This is a genomic window from Bacillus cereus group sp. N6 (assembly GCF_016483705.1).
Taxonomy (GTDB): Bacteria; Bacillota; Bacilli; order Bacillales; family Bacillaceae_G; genus Bacillus_A; species Bacillus_A wiedmannii.
Genome location: NZ_JAEHBI010000001.1, coordinates 219099 through 237265, shown reverse-complemented (window position 1 = coordinate 237265; position 18167 = coordinate 219099). Strand labels below are relative to the sequence as shown.

The window sequence follows — 18167 nt, the reverse complement described above, 5'->3', positions numbered from 1 at the left end:
TATTTATAGTTAAATTTCTCTCCACCAAGCTGATGAAGGATAGTCTGTAGATTTTAACGTGATAGATTCACCAATTTGTGGCGTTGCAATATTAACTCCTAAACGCTTTGCTTCTTTTGTCACACGTTCAATAGGATCACTCCATTCATGTAATGATAATGTAAAAGCACCCCAATGAATCGGAAGAAGTAATTCTCCTTTCACGTCAATATGAGCTTGCACTGTCTCTTCTGGTAACATATGAATAGCAGACCACCTCGGATCATATTGCCCGCATTCCATTAACGTAAGATCGAATGGACCGTATTTATCACCAATCTCCTTAAAGTGAGGAGCATACCCGCTATCACCACTAAAGAAAACTTTAGTCTCTTGACCAAGAATAAGCCATGAACACCATAACGAACAATCTCTATCTGTTATACTTCGTCCTGAGAAATGCCTTGCAGGTGCGCAAACTAATTTTATATTATCAAACGTAATTTTGTCCCACCAATTATGTTCACTAATTTTGCTAGGTGAAACACCCCATTTAATTAAATATTGCGCAACTCCAGTTGGAACATAAAAGTGCTTCGCACGATCTTTTAACAGCATAATACTCTTGTAATTCAAATGGTCATAGTGATTATGAGAAATGATAATCGCATCAATTTCTTGAAGGTCTTCACGTTCTAAAGAAAAAACACCACTATAACGTTTGCTATTAAACAGAGGAAATGGGGAAGAGGCATCTCCAAACATTGGGTCTAATAACAATGTTTTACCTTCTATTTTCAAAAGAGAAGCAGAGTGCCCAAACCATGTCACACTCTCTAAAGACTCATTATTTTTATCCGATAAAACAATAGGTAAATTCTTTAAAGGACGCAGCTTTGATTTCATTTTAAAGTAATCAGTCATTAAACCGATTATATCTTTCGGTTTAAAACTTACATCAGTATGAATTTGATTCATATATTTCTTTTTCATTCGTTCTCCTTTTTACGTTTAACAATTTACGTATGTTGTTATTGTAGCTATTTGTAGTTTAAACGAAATTAATTTACCTTTCATCTTAAATTCAGTACATTTCATAAATTTGTCAAATTCATTATTCTTATATATAAAAAATAAATCAGGCAGCAGATAAAACAAATATAAAGTAAATGTAAATTGTTTTAATTTGGTAAATACTTCCTTATAAACAACAACGAACATACGTTTTGTTATATGTTGTAGAAGAAAATACGTCTCTAATTATTAAAAGGAAGGAGAGGATGTAAGTGCAAGTAGAGAGAAAAAAGAAATCAAAATGTAAACTATCAAAATCTCAAATAACTCAGCTATTTGCAGAAGGGAAGAGTACCTCAGAAATAGCTACGCTTGCCAATGTGTCTGCTAGATATATTCGTATGGTTTTAACAGACAATAACGTTCCAAGGCGTGCTGTAGGGAGTTGGAAAAGGAAGTATGACATATCAGAAGATTATTTTAAAACATGGTCAAATAACATGGCTTATATTTTAGGATTTATAGCAGCAGATGGTGTTATACAGAAAGAAAATCAATGTGTCAGTATATCTCAAAAAGAAAGTTACATTTTAGAAGATATAATTAGAAGATATAAAACAAGAACTACACACCAACCAGCCACTATATCAAAATAAAAAAACAGGCGTATATATGCTAAACATTAATAGCGAAACAATAAAAGACGACCTTATGAATATACATGGAATCATGCCATGTAAATCATTAAATATCAAATTCCCATTCGTGCCTGAAGAATATTTACATCATTTTGTTCGTGGATATTTTGATGGGGATGGTTACGTCAAGTATGAAAATTATATAGTAAGCTTTGTAGGAGGATCATATAGATTTATGAATTCTTTACATCAAATTCTTCAAAATCACAATTTACGAGCCGATTTACTAAATCAAAACAAACATTATCGCGTTATTTTATCTGGAAGAAAATCAATACAACTATTTTCAAATTGGATTTATAAAGACAAAGATATTTATTTGCATAAAAAATATGAAGTATTTCAGAAAGAAAGTCTAAGTTTAGACCAATTACAAGATCGAAAACTAAAACAAACTCAAACCGCCGTTAAACAAAGAAAACAAAATTACCTTAAAGCATACATGAAAGATAAGTGTAATGCTACAACTTGTTCAAATTTAGAAATAAGCGAATCGACTTTTAAACGTTGGTTAAAAAATGATAATCAATTGAAAACAGAGTATGAAAAGATTAGTTTGACAAGTTCCACTAGCGATAACTAAATATAAAACTCTAGAAAACCTTAGTATAGGTATGAAGATAGCAATACTAAGGTTTTTAATTTGAAATCATTAAAGGATTCTTAGTTTTATTTATAGAACATAACAAATACATAGATTTTATAATTAATTTGCTAAAAAAGGAGAGGGACACCTTGCAAAAGAAATTTATCAATCCAGAAACGATGCCACCAACTTTTGGATATTCGCATGTTGTCGAAGTTAGTAACGCTAAACGAACAATTTACATATCTGGACAAGTAGCAATCAATACTGATGGTCAAATAGTTGGCGTTGGTGATTTAGCTACACAAACACGACAAGTATTCGAAAACATTAAAAGTGCATTAGAAACTTCGGAATTACAATTTAATGATGTAGTAAAATTAACGTTTTTCTTAACAGATATTTCTCAAATGGCCATTGTTAGAGATATTCGAGATCAATACATTGATACTAAGAATCCACCAGCAAGTTCGGCTGTAGAAGTTAGAAAATTAATTAACGATAACTTATTAATTGAAATCGAAGCAATTGCTGTAGCAAACTAATTTTAAAAACTTATTCGTAATCATATCAATGCAATTCGTTTAATGCGTTCATTTAAAACGAATTGCATTTTTTATTGCCTTAAATATAATTTATATCTGGAGACATTTTCATCAACAACTTATAAAACAACAAAAAAACAATCCATCACACAGAATGATTAAAAAGAACAAGGGGAGGCTAATCACCAATACTAAAATTTAATAAGTTTATTATTTTTAAGTTAGTTAACATAATATATATTATAGGCAGTTGTAGAAAAAAGCGATATCAGGTATCAAAAACCAAGTAAACTATACTTAATGAGACGGAGCGGAGATTTTTAGTGAGATTTACATAAAATCGTATCTAAACGAATTTCTACAGTTTTTATCATTCTTTTTGTTATAAATCCATCACAGCAAATTCAAATCAATAATCCATTAAGAATTATCGAATCAAAAACATTTTTGATCGACAAGAAATTTTTATACAGAAAAATTATTTCTATACAAAATATAAATTATTAAATTCATTTTATGTTTTACTTAATAAATTTATATTGCTATTTACACACGTTTTATAACTTTAGATTATTTGTTGTTATTTCTGTCAGTTACACTTGACTTTTATTGTACTTACCGTTCTTTATTCTAGTTAACATAACGTTTATTTTTAACATAAAAAAATCTCCCTCACCTTTAGGAAGATTTTTTAGCTTGCTAGTATTTCAGTTATATGTTTTTAATAACAATCCCAATTGTAAATAACATTGGAAAAATCTAGATTTAATAAATCGTCTTTCTTTATAAAGAAATTAGCAACACCAGAATCTCCCCACATAATATTTAATGAATCATCTGTATCAATTTGCAACAATAACATGTCATGTTGCTGGTATTTTTCTTCCCATTCCCTTGGATCTGTCTGTGTGAAAAATGGATAACCACCAATTTTATGCCCTTGATCTTTACATAAATCATCATATAGTTCGCCTAATTCAGTATTATTTTCTTCATCAACAATTTTTTCCCAATCAATTTCCTCACTAAACATCTTTTCAAATCGATAATCCCTTGATGTTACTGGTTGATAACCTAATTCAAGCTTTAATTGCGCTGCTTCAGGAATGATAAAGTTCTCTAATTCTGAAGTGTTTAAATAACTAAAATCAGTAATTACCTTATTTAAATCTTCTATAATTGTAGAATGATAAATAATTCGAAAGTCTTTTTGGATTGTTGGATGATCAAAATCTGCTCCGTAAAGTTCATCTTCAGCACTTACGAAAAACTGTAGCATACCCTTTTGAGGCATATATTCAACATGCGGCATTTCTTCAAAGTTTAGCTGCGCTAGTAACATCATAGGTTGTCCATTTGAATCTTTAGGATGCTCTTGATCTATAGGTAAATACGGATAACCACCAAATTTACTTTCAAAAAGCGTTGTCTCTGCTAATGTTCCAGACACTTTAATATAAGGTTTCACACTTTCTTCTAAAATACTACGATACTGCTCTAGTTCTTTCGGAATTTGAAGCTGATACGTATTCTTCATTACATTTGCCTCCCTTTAATAATGAATTAAAAATGCCGTACTTAATTATATAGCAAAAGATAGCTTCATTGAAAATTGTTAAAAATCCGTTTTCACCCTCGTTTTTTGTGCGCTTGGTGGACAAAGTAGATTATGCTCTAAAACCTTTTTATTAATAGTTCGAATTAAATCCGCTGCTTCTGTAGTATTTGTATTTTCTTTTAGCTTTTCTTTTAAATCATCAATTTCCTTTGAAAGCTCAATCCACCTAGGTAAAACATGATTATTCTTTAACGTTCTATAAAGTTGCTTTTCAGGATTGTATGAAAGGTCTTTATCAAGATTAAGAGGTTTCCCTTTACCTGGCAAATTATCAAAAGACCCTTTCTTTTCTGCTTCTTTAACGATAGAACTAATATGATCCTCATACGTATAAGACCAAACTTTCTCATCTTTTACTAATATCTCTTGCTTTTTTAGTTTTTTATCTAGTTCTTCTTGATTCATAGACTCTCTCTCCTTTTTAATTTAGAGTGTTGTTTTTGTAAGTTTTAATGCTTTCAATCCATCAAACAACTTTTCTCGCCACCAAACACCGTCATGTCCGCCTTGAAACTCTTCATAAGTAATTTGGTACCCTTTTTCTTTTAAAGCTTTATACAGGCGTCTATTAGCCGTTAAAAGAGGTTCGTTTTCAAGTTCTCCTGCTGCTATGTAAAAATGAGGTTGACTCGTATCGGAATCTATAGATGAAATTTGATTTTCAATCCAAGGAATTTGATTTTCATAATCATCCTTTTTCCAATGCACGGATCCAGACATTGACAACACGTTTCCGAAAACATGTGGATTTTGAAGTGCTGCATAAAAAGCTGCTAAGCCACCAAGACTGAAACCGGCAATTGTTGTATGTTTCGCTTCTTGATGCACACGATACTTAGCGTGAATCCACGAAAGTAATTCCTCCGTTAAAAATGCATTCATTTTATCGTTATAAGTTAGCTCTTCTAGTCGATCAACAGGATCTATTGCAACAGCAATACAAGATGGGATTTCTTTTTCGTATATTAAATAATTGAGTGTTCTTGCGATTGAAAGGTTATTAATGAATGAATTCCCATCAAATGCAATGAGAAGTTCTTGAAGATGTGAAGTGTGAGAATAGTCATGAGGCGTATAAATATGAATGTTACGTGTGTTATTTAAAATCGTACTATGAAAAGAATATGTTTCAATTTTTCCAGATGGATAATGATCTGAAGGGAAACGACTGCTATACTGCACTTCCATCCCTATACTTAACACTGATGCTTTATTAGCACCTTCTCCAAATGTATTTCCATTAAATCGGTCTAGTTCGTACTGTTCACTACGCTTTATCCAATCATTTTCGAAAAAATCGTTTACTGAAAAATAGTAAGTTGAAATAAAACTCTTATCCGTCCTAAACGTTTCATACCAAATATCTGTCTGTAACAATCGTTTTAATTGATTTACAGACAGATCCCAACCAGGAAAACTACCGAATACATAAACATTTTCAGTTTTTTGGTCCCCTAACCATATATACGTTATAAGCTTATACTGATTATTTACAGGACATTGTTCTATTAGTGGCGTATGATTTGACTTTATTTCATGCAAAAAAGTATAAAAAGCTTTCTCGTTTCCATTTTTTAATTGATTATTAAGCTCCTCTAATTTAGGACTAATTATTGAAGTCACCCATCTTCCTCCTTTGTATTTCTTTTCACTAGATTGCTTTTATAAAAATTAGGATTAGGATGATATTGTATTTAGATGAGTTATTTATTAGAAAGTTTATCAATTGCCTGAATAGAAAGTTCCAACGCTTTGATTCGTCTTGTTAAAAGAGTTCTTTGCGGACTACCTACTTCAGACTTATCATAGGCTCTCTCAATTGATGGAAGTAAACCAACAAGGACATTACGAGCTTCTGCTAACTCTTCTTGACTATACTGGTGACTTTCTTGATTCCAAACGTTTTCTAGTACTGCTAACCCTACACAAACGGCTTTAAGTCGTTTTTTCACTAATGTAGTATTTGCACCTTTTTGAGTCATCTGTAATAGTGCATTTTCAAGTTTACGAATAGTCGATTGTAAAGATTTTCTTGATTCCGATTTATCTATATTTGATACGTTTTCCATTTTACTGTTGTTCCTCCTGGCTTAACTTATTTAATACTGGATATAATAAGTACTTGATTTCACTCGAAATATTTTATCATAAATAACTAACGATATTCGAGTTGGACAATCCATTAAAGGAAAACAATCGCTAAACGCCTCTCCTCCCTTACTTCATTCTATAATTACTTCTTTCTGCACATTAAAATTCCTATATAAGCAAGGTATAAATATTGTCTTTTTTATGAACAAAATACGCACAAGCAGCATAACTTGTACGTTTTAATTTTTATTCAGTAAGATAATATAGTAATAGTTTTCGCGCTTTCTCATAATTCATGAAATCTCTATACAAAACGGGATACTTCACAATTTCTGTTTCTATAGAACGATATTGCGGAAACCATTCAAAAAACGATTTCCTTAACCACTTTATTTGCTGAAACATAATGTTCTGTTCGTTTCCATTTAGTACAGAACTTAAAGTACCTGCTGTATGCATCCAATAATGATTAAAATCAGCGTTTATACAGTCATCATCTGTAAATTTACTTTTTAAGTCTCGTTGCAATTTTCCTGTAGCACGATACGGAAACGGTTTATGCAGCAGACTATGCATTTTCTGCAATTCATTAAAAATAACCATTTTACCTAATAGCAACTTTCCACCCCTTTATTTCTCTATCCAACTTAATAATTTTTCATAATGATATTGAGCATCTGTATAGCCAAGATTATATAAATTAACTAGCTTTTCTTTATTTCTTTCTATTCCGCTTATAGGAAGTTGTGAGCTAGGCTGAATTACATAAAAATTATCTTTCTGTTCGTTGCCATTCATATAAGTTACGGTTTCATTATAATAACGATAATGTTCTACTAAATGTTCTGCGATTTTCGGATATTTACTATATAAAATTTTAGCCAGACCAGAAAATTTATTCCGCTGCTTCTCATATCCTTCTGGCTTTGTCATAATCACGACGTTCTTTTGATAACCATCAGTTTGTGCTTTTAGAACCGGTATAGGATCTATAATCCCTCCATCTAGCAATTTTAGATTATCATATTCTACAGCAGGCGCTATAAACGGTACAGAACTTGATGCGCGAATGATTTTTAAAATATCATTTCCGTGTTCTATTTTATTGTAATAAACTGCTTTTCCTGAATCACAATCAGTCGTTCCTATAACAAATTGTTCATTGGAATTTAAGAAAGTTTGAAAATCAAATGGAACAACTTTATTAGGGACTTCATCAAATAAAAAGTCCATTCCAAATAATTCACGTTTTCGAATCAAATTTCGATAAGATATATATCGGTGATCTGACACTAGCTTTGTATTTACTTTTTTATTCCTTCCTTTTTGACGTGATAAATAAGTTGCGCCCATACATGCACCAGCGGATACGCCAACTACATACGGAAAGAATAAGTTCTTTTCCATAAAATATTCGAGTACTCCTGCAGTATATAGACCTTTCATTCCTCCGCCCTCTAATACTAAACCTATATTTTTCATGCTATATCCCTCTGCTTCTTTTTTCTTACTTACATGTTAACACAAGATTTTAAGACGAGGTTATATAAACGAATTGCAATAATAACCAGAAACTACTAAAGTAATGTCATAATTTCTTAGTAAATAGCATGGTACAATATAAGTAATACATTCCACAATTAACCGAGGAGGAATTTCATATGGGTTTATTTAGCGGTATTTTAGGAAATGCATCAAATGCGAGTACAGAAAGTGTAGAACGTGATTTAGAGAAGATTATGTTAGACGATGAGAAAGTTGAACATGCTTATAAATTAATTCGTGATTTAATCGTATTTACAAATCGTCGTCTTATTTTAGTAGATAAACAAGGGATATCAGGTAAAAAAACAGAGTATCATTCTATTCCTTATAAAAGCATTACACAATTTAGCATTGAAACAGCTGGGCATTTTGATTTAGACGCTGAGCTTAAAATTTGGGTATCTAGTTTGAGTACACCAATTACGAAAGAATTTAAAGGTGACGATAGTGTTTTAAGCATTCAAAAAGCGTTAGTAACATATACGACGAAATAACGCTTTTATGTATATTTATTCGGTTCTGAAATTACTAACCCGAGTATTTTGGAAGAATATGCATCGATTTTGTATATTTAATCTTAAGTAACAGAAAAAGGTAAAGCGTATTTCAAATGCTTTACCTTTCTTTTTTGTAATAAATGAGTGTAGTTTTATCATTTAATTTCTTTATTACTTCTGTTCTTTTATACCCCATTTTTTCGTATAGAAAACAATTTCTTTCTTCTTCTAAAATCGTAGCAAGTTCAAAACTCCTTGCTTTTGGAAACATCTTTTCAATTAAAATAAGTCCCTTTTGAGCGATTCCTTTCCCTTGATAGATTGGATGAATGAACATTGGACTGATCCAAAATTTATAAGGTAGTTCTTTTTGGGATATACATATCGCTCCAACAAGGTTCGAATCTATTATCATCTTATAAAAGTTGTTGCTTGGATTATTTATCCTTAAAATAGTTTTTTCAATAGTTTCATTTGCTGGATTTGTTTCATAGTCTTTATATTTATTTAATAAAGGGCTAAATGAGTCTATTTGCATTTGAAATAAAACTGCTGCATCATTTTCTGTTGCCTTCTCTAATGCAATCTCCATGTTACCAATTTAGTCGCTTTCTTAATGAAGTTATATGCGCTGTATGATGACGTCCATGCCATGCATATAGTCCAATTGCAGCAGCAAGTTTTGTTTCACCAGTTTCTGGATGATTAAATGTCTTTTCTAGATCTTCTAGTTCTAGAGAATATAAAAGGTTAACCCATCTTTTATGTAACGATTCTAACATTACTAGTGAAACGTCTACTGGTAATTTAGAATCAGGTAGTTCTGCCCACTTCTCTTCTTTATATGGTTTAATAGTAGGATTCTTTTCTGTTAGTGCTAATTTAAAGCGTATGTAGCTATTCATATGGCTATCAACAACGTGATGAACTACTTGACGAACCGTCCATCCACCAACTCGATATGGTGTGTCTAACTGCTTCTGATCTAAATCTTTAATTGCTTTTGCTAGTTCATTAGGTAAATCTTCAATTTCTTGAATCCATGTATCAATCATTTCTTCAGTTATAGGACGTTTGTATGTAAATTGCCCAATTGGATAACGTAAATCATTCATGTATAAGTCCCCCTTAATATAAGCGCGAAGTATTTCTCCATATATAATGTACAAAATTCACATGTTCTCCATTTAATTCTACAGATGTTGTATCTGCTTCGTTATGATAGGAAGAAAACCCGCTTTTTTCTAATACACTTTGTGATGCGAGATTATTAGTAGTTGTTTTAGCATGAATCTCATTAATTTTATTATTTTTCGCTACGTCTAAAACTAATTTTACAGCTGCTGTTGCAACCCCTTTTTTAGTAAACTTTTCTCCGACTCGATACCCTAATGAACTGCTTCGAGTTTCTGTATCAATATCTACTAAATTTATTCGTCCTACAATTTCTTTTTCTTCATTACGAATTAAATAAAAATAAGAATCTCCATCCGCTTGTTCTATTAATAAATCGTCTAGTAGCTTTCGGAAATATTCAAAATTAAAATATTGTGAGCCACGATTTGGTACCATTGTTTCAAAAAAAGATTTATTCGTAAGTTCAAACGTAAATAAATCTTTAACATCGTGTTTCTTTAATTGTTCTATGTATATTTTCATCTCGCTCACTCCTTCTATATATACTAACTGTTATATATTCTTTTTAATCGATTATTTTCCTGCTATTTCTTTCGCTTCAGTAATACAGCAAGTAGTACTTTCGGATGAAATAGGTGCAATGGACTACGAATTAAATTCATCACTCTTACTAATCGAATATAAACATCAGAGTCAGTTGCAGATAGTTCATATATTTGTTTCGTATACCATAGCTGAAATTTTTGCTTCATCGATAATTTTCTTGTTAGCTGAGGATGACGTGATATTTCTGTTGTAGTCATTTCCCAAGGAGTTTGTATGATATTAGCGGTCTTTTTATAAAATCGCTGTGTAAATGTTTTATCAAGCTTTTGCCTCTTTTGCAAAAGTAACTGCAATTGGTGAGCTTCCATAGCTGCAACTGAAACACCTTGCCCAAAAACAGGATCAAAACGACAATGTGCATCCCCAACTACTAACAATCCTTCTGGTAAATGATTAACTAAATCAAATCGCCGACGTACTTGATAAGGAATTTTGTACGTTTTGATATTTGAAATTGCCTCAGCTTTATTTAGAAAATCTGTCACATTAGAAATTGATAGGTTTTCAGCAAAATCATAAAACTCATCATCTGTTTGTGGTGCTTTCTCATTTGCATATCCGCTGAAAGTAACAAAATAGCGATTATCCTCAATCGTTTGAATAAGAACACCATACGGATTGTCAGGGAAACTTGGAGACATTAGCATATTACAACAGTCTAATTTCTCATTTTCATTGAGTTTAAACATTCTAGTTGCGTAAAACAAATCAATGCGCACTTTCTCTTCTTGCACTTCAATATTGTATTCACGTAACCACGCTATACTTTTTGAACCGAATCCGCTTGCATCAACAACAATATCTGCTTGAATTTCTTCTTGCGTGCCCGTCTCTAAGCATTTAGCTTTTACTCCACTTACTTTGTTAAGCTTTCCATCTACTAATAAACCATCAACTAATGTTCCAAATTTAGTGGTAACATTTGAAATATCCTCAATTCGTTTTTGAATATGCCATTCAAGCAAAAACCTACTTTGTTGAATCATATGTACTTTACCTATGAATTGCTGTTTCCATAAACCAAATTGATGCCATTTTATATCACGAGTAAAGTTATTTACGATACTACCTGTTTCAATTAATTCATTAGTGATAGTAGGAAACAATTCCTCAATCGCTTTTTCTCCACCTTTTAATAACACATGAGGATGATTACTTTGTGGAACTCTTTTTCTCGAAGACTTTCCATCCCATCTTTCACCAGCTTCTATAATGATTACTTCTTTAAAAGTAGATGATAATGCTTTTGCTGCGAGTTTTCCTGCGATACTTCCGCCAATAACGATAGCCTTATTAAACATATTTTCCCCCTTAATGAAAGAAGACCCTGCCTTGTATGAATGAAACAGGATCTAAACGAATAGTTACTACATTAAAAAACATGAGTAAATTGTAACGTTAAAATTAAAATGCCTAATCCCCATACGTAATACGCGAATACTTTTAAGGAGTGACGTTTTAAATATTGAATCATCCATGAAACGGCTATATAACCGAAAAACGCTGCTGATAATGTGCCGACGATTAATGATGTACTAGAAATAGATTCTGCTTTCCCTTGATAAACATCTGCTAATTGCAAAATTATAGCTCCGACAATGGCTGGCGTTGATAATAAAAAAGAAAAGTAAGCAGCAGTTTCGCGGTCTAACTTCCTCCATAATGCAGCAACGATTGTCATACCAGAACGAGAAATTGCTGGGAAAATAGCAGCAGCTTGAAATGAACCGATAATAAATGCATCTTTATATGTAATGTCATCCATTTTTTTACGACCATTTTTTTGTTTATCAGCCATATATAGAAAGAAACCTGTCACTAAAAACTTCCATCCAATCGTAATGCCTGTTTTTGAAATATCCTCAAAAAAGTCTTTAAATAACAATCCGATTACAACTGCGGGTATCGTCCCGACAATAAGTAGTAGCATTAGTTTGGAAAATGGATTTTTAATTAAATATATAAATTCTTTTTTGTAATAAATAAACACTGCAAGCAAAGTTCCAATGTGCAGCATCGTATCTAAAAACAATCCTGCTTCATCTAATTGAAACAAATGCCTTCCTAAATAAAGATGACCCGTACTACTTATCGGTAAAAACTCTGTTAAACCTTGTATGATTCCTAATATAAAAGCTTCTAACCAATTCATGATGGTCCCCTTTCTCGTTTGCTTGTACCAATATATGAAGGTTAAATTTTCGATATGAAAAAAACTATATTTCTCTATGAATTTACTTTTATTTTATAGATATATATGTAAAAAGAGGTAAGGAGGGTTACTATGTGGCAACATACGAAATTCGGCAATGTATTACTGTGGGCAGGACCTATCCTTGTGTTTATAGGGTTATGTATGACAAATGTTATTTCTGATATTCCTTTTTTTGAGGGAAAACATAAATCGATTGGAATTGTACTTATATGTATAGGTGTATGCTGTTTTATTGTTGCTAATCATTTAAAAAAAGGAGAAAAATATGAGGACTAAATTTAAATAAAAAAACAATCCCAGTATATGCGCTAGGATTGTTTTTTTATTACTTATTTGTAGAATACTTTATCAACGTTATATTTTGCTTTATATTCATTAATAATGTAAGTTTCGTAAATTTCTCTTTCTGTTGGATCCTCTACGATACATGCATCGATGCGGTATACTTCATCACGGTGATTTTTAATTGGTGAAACATTGTCTTCAAAATGCTTCTTAATACGTTGTCTAATTTTACGAGCTTTACCTACGAAAAGAAGTTCGTCATTAATATTGTAAAACATAAAAATGCCGCCTTTATCTCTAGGGAACAAGTGGAAATCGATAAATCCATTAATTGGAGTAATTATTGGCTCGTCTCCTTTAATAACTTGTTTACGTTCAGTAATTGAAACATCAGCTTCAGGAATATTAATTTTAATCAAGTTCATTCACGTCCTCTTTTATTATAAAGATAAATAATAGCATACATATGTAAGAAAAGCTACGTTCAGAGGCATATTTCATTTTATAATTCAAATATTATAGGTGTATCATGTAAACTCTTCTTCCAAATCATATGATCGCTTGATTCTCCCCAATACTCCTTCAGTACATAACTAGGTTCTCCAAACTTCTTCGTCCATATACTTTGTGCTTTTTTGTATCCACTATCTAAACAGTATTCTGTTATTCCTCTGCTAAGTAACGTAATATACATTGCATGTAGTAATAAATTGCCTATGCCATTTCGTTGATATTCAGGTAGTACAAATACAGTTCCTATTTCATATAAATCTTTAAACACACCACCTGTACAACTATTAATCAATGTACTTGCTGGGCCGATTTCAATTGTTCCAATGATTTTATCGTTACTTGTATCAATTGCTAATAAAAAGTAACGACTTTCTCCATTACTCTCCAAATCATTTTTCAAATATTGTTTTTTCGTGTTAATTTCATTTTCTATGTCATCTAATAATTGTAATAACCCTTCATTTTTAAATGTATCAGTAATAACAAGACGAAAAAACATATTCAGTTCATCTACATCATCCGAATTAGGTCTTCTAATTTTAACGTTATACACGACTTGAATCTCCAATCTTTAAAAATATATGAGAAATTGTTAAGACCATACTTTATATACTCTATTCAACATTATTCTACAAATGCCTGCATAGATCCAGCAGTATAGAAAGCTCAGAATAAATATTAATAGAATAATTTTTATATCCAAAGTTGTATGAACAGTAGGACCTAATACAGGAAATCGAAAGATATCAAGTACAATTATAATACCTAGAAGTAGACATATTGCTGAAAAGGAAACAATCAAAATCCTTCTCTTGAATTGTATAAAGGATACTCCTAACGCTATACCTAATAAACCTGTAGTAAAAGGAAAGACAATTAGTTCGCTTGGCTCAATAATAAATAATAGGAGAATAGTAAGAATGTAAGAAAGTATTCCCGTGCGAGTAGAATAACAAATAGCGAAAAATATAGGCAGCGTCGCAAAAGGACTAATAAATAAGCCTATACCAGGGATTAGGTTCCCGGCAGATTGAAAAATAGCAGCAAGTGAACCGAGTAACGCTGTAATCACTAACCTCTTTGCTGGCGTCATCTTTCTTTTATGAACAAAATTCGCATCATGCGCGATCATCGGTTGATACCAATAGTTTCTAAAGTGATTCATCAAAATCCCCCTAAAGATATCTAATTATACAGTGGACGATTATATAATGAATAATTCCGAGAGTGTCTATCATATTAAGGAACGATTTCAAAAATAGTACCTTTGTTCAAATCAGTTACTTTCATAGAACCGTAAACTCCTAAATATAATCTAGTTTGATCCAAATTTGTTCCTAAACTCATAAAATAAGCTGCCTGCTCACCGAAATCATAATGGGTTTCAATAACATGAAAGTCAGTATGTTTACCATGCGTACCAGCTCTAGAATAAGCTAACGCACCTTTTACTGAAGACTGCGATTTTTCTTTTTTAGCAAGGTCAGTAAATACGACGCTACCTGTTAAATTTGGGATTGCAGTCCCCATATATGGTTGAACGCCAGTAAGTGAAGTTCCGTCAAATTTATCTCGTCTGGAATCTTTATGATAATAACTAATTAGAGGCTGTATACGCTGCACTGATGTTTCTATAGTTTCATTATAATAAGCCATTATTCTTTCATCTAAAGTTGGATTCTCAGAACAGTGCCTTATAAAAGAAGTAGGTAATTCCCCTTCCCATCCTCTCCACCCAAAATTAATAAATCCATATTGATCAGGAGTATCTCTCATTAAATGGGTTTGAACGATTTCGGTAACTGGTATTGATTTATATAGAACAAAAGAAAAAATAGACTCTACAATATCTTGTCCGACGTTACCGGCATATTTGATATATTGATTATGCAACCTTTGAAATGAAATACCTGTTATATTACGTACGCCTTTTGCAATTAATGTAAGAGTTTCTTGAATAGATAGAGGAAGTTCATTAAAACGTGTAACTACTGGAGGATTATTTATGGACGTATTTTTACTTACATCGATTTCAATTATTTTACCCGCTATTTCTAAATCATCCTGGCTTAAATTAAACGGATCATAGCCAGAACCACCATCTCCATTAGTAAAAACAAGTTTTCCAGTCTCAGGTGAAAAGTTTAAGCTATTTACGCCGTTATGATTAAAAAATGGCCGTTTTATATTAAGTAATGTTCTTCGCTTTTGAGGTTGGCCATTTGATTGTAAAACCCATTCTTCAACTGTATCAATATGATCATATTGAGTATCTCTATTTGTCCACTTTAAATTTAAAGTTTTCGGGTCACAAGGATTCGGTTTAAATTGTTCTGAAAGCGAACCTGGTCCTTGCGTGCCGGCCATAGAATAATGAATATAAAACAAGCCGTTATGATTAAATTGTGGATGGAACGCTAGTCCTAGCAATCCGCGTTCATCATAACCGCTACTAGCAACACCTTCTTCAAATGTACCTAATTTAATAATTCGGTGACGAATATTTAAAAATGTCTTTATATCTCCGTCTCCTATGTAAAAAACCTCTCCTAATTGGGTTGCGATAAATAGTCTTTCAACTGATTCACCTGGAAGTATTGCTGTTTTTATGACAGTCGGTAAATTTATGTTATGAACGATGGGACGTAAACGAACCTTAACTTTTGTCAATTAACTTTACACTCCTTGTTATTCTTTTTAATAGAAGAATATGATGAGAGTAGTTAAATTAGTATCAAAACTATAGACGTAAAAGTGTGATATCCCTGTTCGTACAAGTCTGTTTTCTACTTAGCATCAATTAACTTACATTCCTTTTTATTACATTTTTGATATAATATAAGTATAAAATATAAATTAGGGGGACAATTCATGGCAATCTTACTACAAATCATCGTACCACTTATATGTGCAATATACTTATTTACCCTCTATCGTAATAGTACTATTGGAAAAGCTGCTTTTCTCTTAGCAGTCGTTATTGGGATTTTCGGTTTAGAGAATATCTTTCAATATGCTAGTTTAACTGATCATACTGTTTATCCATATTGGGGTAGTTTGAAGGCTGTAATCTTTATTTTATCAGTGGTGTTTTTATTCAAAAGAACCCCCACTCCATATAATAATTAACAATTATTCATGTTTATTTAAAGCTTATTTTCAGAAAGAGGTTATGCAATGAGAGCACCATATCAAGTATTAATATTTCCTTATATAATAATTGAAGATTCTATTCAATACGCTATTTTTAACCGAAGTGATTATGGTTATTGGCAAGGAATAGCTGGTGGTGGAGAAGATGGTGAAACTCCTATTGAATCAGCAAAACGAGAATCATTTGAAGAGGCTGGTATTTTAAAAGAATATCCCTATATACAATTAGAATCTGTATCTTCACTACCTGTAGAGGATATAGTCGGAGGATTTCTTTGGGGAGAAGATGTTTATGTAATAAAAGAATTTTCTTTTGGAGTTAAAGTTTCTACAAAAAATATTTCATTATCTAAAGAACACTCCAATTATAAATGGTTATGCTTTGAGGAAGCAGTAATGCTGTTGAAATGGGATAGTAACAAAACAGCGTTGTGGGAATTAAACAAAAGGTTATCAAAGCAGTTAAAGAATTAGTTATAAATAAAAAAGATTAGGAGCGAATCCTAATCTTTTTTTGTTATTCAATTGCACCAGCAACGTCATAATCGTTTAAATCTAATTCAATTGTTTGTCCGAGTGCTAATTTAGCAAGTTCTGAACCTAAATATGGTCCAGCAGTTAAACCTGAAGCACCTAATCCGTTTGCAACAAGAATACCGTCGAAGTTAGGAAGTGGTCCGATAACAGGTAAGAATCCTGGTGTAAATGGTCTAAACCCAACTCTCGTTTCAAGCATAGTACCATCTTCTAAACCAGGTGCAACTGTTAATGCTTTATGGAATACTTCATGTAAACCACCTGCTGTTATACGATGATCGAAGCCAGTTTCGTTTTCATGAGTAGCACCAATTACGACATGACCATTGTCAAACGTTAAAATGTATTGATCGTTTGGCGGCATAACAACTGGCATATTTTCGGTTGCTGTATTTTCCGTTTGCAAATGAACAATTTGTCCTTTTTGGAACGTAACTAAGAAATTGATTCCTAATGGATTCAAGATTTCATTTGCCCATGCCCCTGCAGTTACAATTACCTTTTCTGCTACCATTGTTTCGTCATTTACTTTAACTCCAATAATATGATTACCTTCACGGACTAATACTGCGTCTCCTTTTATAAAAGTTGCGCCATGTTTTTTTGCAGCACTTATTAATGCGTTACGTAATGATCTTCCGTTTACTCGTGCAGCGCCACTAATATGAACAGAACTGTATTCTTCAGATAATGCTGGGAATAATTTTTTCGTTTCTTCAGCTGATAAGCGAGTGATTTCACCAATCTCTGGTGCATCTTCACGTCGTTTATAAGCGCGCTCTTCCATTTTATCTAACTTTTTCTCATCAGTATGTAAACTAATTGCACCTACACGTTTGTATCCTGTATCCGTTTCACCGTCTGCTTCTAATTGCTGAATTAAAGAAGAATAGTAACGTGCACCGCCTTTAGCAATTTTATACCACGCTTTATTACGACGCTGTGAAAGCCAAGGACATACAATACCAGCTGCTGCATCAGTTGCTTGCCCTAATTGTTGTCGATCAACGATAGTAACATTCGCACCTGCTTTAGCAAGATGATAAGCAGTAGACGCTCCTAAAATACCAGCTCCAACTACAATATACGATTTCATTTCAAACACCTTTTCTCTTTTGCTAATTATTTAAATATAAGAACTTACTTTA

At 32.1% G+C, this 18167-nt stretch carries 22 protein-coding genes and 1 pseudogene; 6 read left to right on the top strand and 17 right to left on the bottom strand.

Features of this window, described 5'->3' with window-relative positions; genetic code table 11:
- Nucleotides 1-9: 9 nt before the first annotated feature.
- Complete coding sequence (locus JDS99_RS01285; protein ID WP_097908374.1) at nt 10-972, bottom strand: MBL fold metallo-hydrolase; 963 nt, start codon at nt 970-972, stop codon at nt 10-12.
- A gap of 293 nt (nt 973-1265) precedes the next feature.
- On the opposite strand from JDS99_RS01285, the pseudogene JDS99_RS01280 reads away from it, so the two are divergent.
- Both JDS99_RS01280 and JDS99_RS01275 read left to right on the top strand, forming a co-directional pair.
- Nucleotides 1266-2274 (top strand): annotated as a pseudogene (locus tag JDS99_RS01280) (LAGLIDADG family homing endonuclease).
- Between the two features lie 152 nt (nt 2275-2426).
- Complete coding sequence (locus JDS99_RS01275; RefSeq protein ID WP_087984485.1) at nt 2427-2822, top strand: RidA family protein; 396 nt, start codon at nt 2427-2429, stop codon at nt 2820-2822.
- 721 nt (nt 2823-3543) lie between these two features.
- On the opposite strand, the gene JDS99_RS01270 is transcribed toward JDS99_RS01275, so the two are convergent.
- The 6 genes from JDS99_RS01270 to JDS99_RS01245 all read right to left on the bottom strand — a co-directional run bounded on the left by JDS99_RS01270 (nt 3544) and on the right by JDS99_RS01245 (nt 8013).
- Nucleotides 3544-4359 (bottom strand): YwqG family protein, encoded by an 816-nt coding sequence (locus tag JDS99_RS01270; protein WP_199694287.1) that lies wholly within the window; start codon nt 4357-4359, stop codon nt 3544-3546.
- A gap of 78 nt (nt 4360-4437) precedes the next feature.
- The gene (locus tag JDS99_RS01265; protein ID WP_097890144.1) at nt 4438-4845 is read right to left on the bottom strand and encodes a DnaJ family domain-containing protein; all 408 of its coding nucleotides are present in this window, start codon (nt 4843-4845) and stop codon (nt 4438-4440) included.
- Nucleotides 4846-4866: 21 nt separating this feature from the next.
- The gene (locus tag JDS99_RS01260; protein ID WP_199694286.1) at nt 4867-6063 is read right to left on the bottom strand and encodes an alpha/beta hydrolase-fold protein; all 1197 of its coding nucleotides are present in this window, start codon (nt 6061-6063) and stop codon (nt 4867-4869) included.
- A gap of 80 nt (nt 6064-6143) precedes the next feature.
- Complete coding sequence (locus tag JDS99_RS01255; RefSeq protein WP_199694284.1) at nt 6144-6509, bottom strand: hypothetical protein; 366 nt, start codon at nt 6507-6509, stop codon at nt 6144-6146.
- Nucleotides 6510-6777: 268 nt separating this feature from the next.
- Nucleotides 6778-7149, bottom strand: a complete 372-nt coding sequence (locus JDS99_RS01250) for a YxiJ-like family protein (protein ID WP_199694282.1) — start codon at nt 7147-7149, stop codon at nt 6778-6780.
- 12 nt (nt 7150-7161) lie between these two features.
- Complete coding sequence (locus JDS99_RS01245; RefSeq protein ID WP_199694280.1) at nt 7162-8013, bottom strand: patatin-like phospholipase family protein; 852 nt, start codon at nt 8011-8013, stop codon at nt 7162-7164.
- Between the two features lie 179 nt (nt 8014-8192).
- Here JDS99_RS01245 and JDS99_RS01240 point away from each other — a divergent pair, with 179 nt between their 5' ends.
- Nucleotides 8193-8570, top strand: coding sequence for a PH domain-containing protein (locus tag JDS99_RS01240; RefSeq protein ID WP_000522465.1), 378 nt, complete (start codon nt 8193-8195; stop codon nt 8568-8570).
- 121 nt (nt 8571-8691) lie between these two features.
- On the opposite strand, the gene JDS99_RS01235 is transcribed toward JDS99_RS01240, so the two are convergent.
- From JDS99_RS01235 to JDS99_RS01215, 5 genes are all read right to left on the bottom strand, one after another.
- Nucleotides 8692-9165, bottom strand: a complete 474-nt coding sequence (locus tag JDS99_RS01235; protein ID WP_097890143.1) for a GNAT family N-acetyltransferase — start codon at nt 9163-9165, stop codon at nt 8692-8694.
- A 1-nt stretch (nt 9166) separates the two neighbouring features.
- Complete coding sequence (locus tag JDS99_RS01230; protein ID WP_087984454.1) at nt 9167-9688, bottom strand: YfiT family bacillithiol transferase; 522 nt, start codon at nt 9686-9688, stop codon at nt 9167-9169.
- 13 nt (nt 9689-9701) lie between these two features.
- Nucleotides 9702-10232 (bottom strand): GNAT family N-acetyltransferase, encoded by a 531-nt coding sequence (locus JDS99_RS01225; protein ID WP_199694278.1) that lies wholly within the window; start codon nt 10230-10232, stop codon nt 9702-9704.
- Between the two features lie 62 nt (nt 10233-10294).
- Nucleotides 10295-11617, bottom strand: coding sequence for an FAD-dependent oxidoreductase (locus JDS99_RS01220; protein WP_199694276.1), 1323 nt, complete (start codon nt 11615-11617; stop codon nt 10295-10297).
- Nucleotides 11618-11688: 71 nt separating this feature from the next.
- Nucleotides 11689-12468, bottom strand: a complete 780-nt coding sequence (locus JDS99_RS01215) for an undecaprenyl-diphosphate phosphatase (protein WP_199694275.1) — start codon at nt 12466-12468, stop codon at nt 11689-11691.
- A 132-nt stretch (nt 12469-12600) separates the two neighbouring features.
- Between JDS99_RS01215 and JDS99_RS01210 the strand changes: the two genes are divergently transcribed.
- Nucleotides 12601-12807 (top strand): hypothetical protein, encoded by a 207-nt coding sequence (locus JDS99_RS01210; RefSeq protein WP_000267713.1) that lies wholly within the window; start codon nt 12601-12603, stop codon nt 12805-12807.
- A 53-nt stretch (nt 12808-12860) separates the two neighbouring features.
- Here the strand turns inward: JDS99_RS01210 and JDS99_RS01205 are convergent, their stop codons facing one another.
- The 4 genes from JDS99_RS01205 to JDS99_RS01190 form a co-directional block, all read right to left on the bottom strand.
- Nucleotides 12861-13241 (bottom strand): nucleotide excision repair endonuclease, encoded by a 381-nt coding sequence (locus JDS99_RS01205; protein WP_001048941.1) that lies wholly within the window; start codon nt 13239-13241, stop codon nt 12861-12863.
- Between the two features lie 77 nt (nt 13242-13318).
- Nucleotides 13319-13882: a GNAT family N-acetyltransferase gene (locus JDS99_RS01200; RefSeq protein ID WP_088063635.1), complete on the bottom strand. Its 564-nt coding sequence runs from the start codon at nt 13880-13882 to the stop codon at nt 13319-13321.
- 39 nt (nt 13883-13921) lie between these two features.
- The gene (locus JDS99_RS01195) at nt 13922-14494 is read right to left on the bottom strand and encodes a YybS family protein (protein WP_088063636.1); all 573 of its coding nucleotides are present in this window, start codon (nt 14492-14494) and stop codon (nt 13922-13924) included.
- 74 nt (nt 14495-14568) lie between these two features.
- On the bottom strand, nt 14569-15999 hold the full coding sequence (locus JDS99_RS01190; RefSeq protein WP_199694274.1) for a PQQ-dependent sugar dehydrogenase: 1431 nt from the start codon (nt 15997-15999) through the stop codon (nt 14569-14571).
- A 201-nt stretch (nt 16000-16200) separates the two neighbouring features.
- Between JDS99_RS01190 and JDS99_RS01185 the strand changes: the two genes are divergently transcribed.
- Together JDS99_RS01185 and JDS99_RS01180 are read left to right on the top strand one after the other, a co-directional pair.
- Nucleotides 16201-16458 (top strand): hypothetical protein, encoded by a 258-nt coding sequence (locus JDS99_RS01185; RefSeq protein ID WP_087984460.1) that lies wholly within the window; start codon nt 16201-16203, stop codon nt 16456-16458.
- Nucleotides 16459-16506: 48 nt separating this feature from the next.
- Entirely contained in the window at nt 16507-16956 is a 450-nt protein-coding gene (locus JDS99_RS01180) for an NUDIX hydrolase (RefSeq protein WP_088063638.1), read from the top strand.
- A 43-nt stretch (nt 16957-16999) separates the two neighbouring features.
- Here the strand turns inward: JDS99_RS01180 and JDS99_RS01175 are convergent, their stop codons facing one another.
- Nucleotides 17000-18115 (bottom strand): NAD(P)/FAD-dependent oxidoreductase, encoded by a 1116-nt coding sequence (locus JDS99_RS01175; protein WP_199694273.1) that lies wholly within the window; start codon nt 18113-18115, stop codon nt 17000-17002.
- Nucleotides 18116-18167 lie beyond the last annotated feature (52 nt).

Excerpts from the sequence above, each read along its gene's own strand:
- JDS99_RS01230 (WP_087984454.1), bottom strand. The coding sequence starts at position 9,688 with ATGAATGATTTACGTTATCCAATTGGGCAATTTACATACAAACGTCCT.
- JDS99_RS01285 (WP_097908374.1), bottom strand. The coding sequence starts at position 972 with ATGAAAAAGAAATATATGAATCAAATTCATACTGATGTAAGTTTTAAA.
- JDS99_RS01270 (WP_199694287.1), bottom strand. The coding sequence starts at position 4,359 with ATGAAGAATACGTATCAGCTTCAAATTCCGAAAGAACTAGAGCAGTAT.
- JDS99_RS01235 (WP_097890143.1), bottom strand. The coding sequence starts at position 9,165 with ATGGAGATTGCATTAGAGAAGGCAACAGAAAATGATGCAGCAGTTTTA.
- JDS99_RS01225 (WP_199694278.1), bottom strand. The coding sequence starts at position 10,232 with ATGAAAATATACATAGAACAATTAAAGAAACACGATGTTAAAGATTTA.
- JDS99_RS01240 (WP_000522465.1), top strand. The coding sequence starts at position 8,193 with ATGGGTTTATTTAGCGGTATTTTAGGAAATGCATCAAATGCGAGTACA.
- JDS99_RS01265 (WP_097890144.1), bottom strand. The coding sequence starts at position 4,845 with ATGAATCAAGAAGAACTAGATAAAAAACTAAAAAAGCAAGAGATATTA.
- JDS99_RS01210 (WP_000267713.1), top strand. The coding sequence starts at position 12,601 with ATGTGGCAACATACGAAATTCGGCAATGTATTACTGTGGGCAGGACCT.
- JDS99_RS01245 (WP_199694280.1), bottom strand. The coding sequence starts at position 8,013 with ATGAAAAATATAGGTTTAGTATTAGAGGGCGGAGGAATGAAAGGTCTA.
- JDS99_RS01215 (WP_199694275.1), bottom strand. The coding sequence starts at position 12,468 with ATGAATTGGTTAGAAGCTTTTATATTAGGAATCATACAAGGTTTAACA.
- JDS99_RS01180 (WP_088063638.1), top strand. The coding sequence starts at position 16,507 with ATGAGAGCACCATATCAAGTATTAATATTTCCTTATATAATAATTGAA.
- JDS99_RS01195 (WP_088063636.1), bottom strand. The coding sequence starts at position 14,494 with ATGAATCACTTTAGAAACTATTGGTATCAACCGATGATCGCGCATGAT.
- JDS99_RS01185 (WP_087984460.1), top strand. The coding sequence starts at position 16,201 with ATGGCAATCTTACTACAAATCATCGTACCACTTATATGTGCAATATAC.
- JDS99_RS01255 (WP_199694284.1), bottom strand. The coding sequence starts at position 6,509 with ATGGAAAACGTATCAAATATAGATAAATCGGAATCAAGAAAATCTTTA.
- JDS99_RS01205 (WP_001048941.1), bottom strand. The coding sequence starts at position 13,241 with ATGAACTTGATTAAAATTAATATTCCTGAAGCTGATGTTTCAATTACT.
- JDS99_RS01220 (WP_199694276.1), bottom strand. The coding sequence starts at position 11,617 with ATGTTTAATAAGGCTATCGTTATTGGCGGAAGTATCGCAGGAAAACTC.
- JDS99_RS01175 (WP_199694273.1), bottom strand. The coding sequence starts at position 18,115 with ATGAAATCGTATATTGTAGTTGGAGCTGGTATTTTAGGAGCGTCTACT.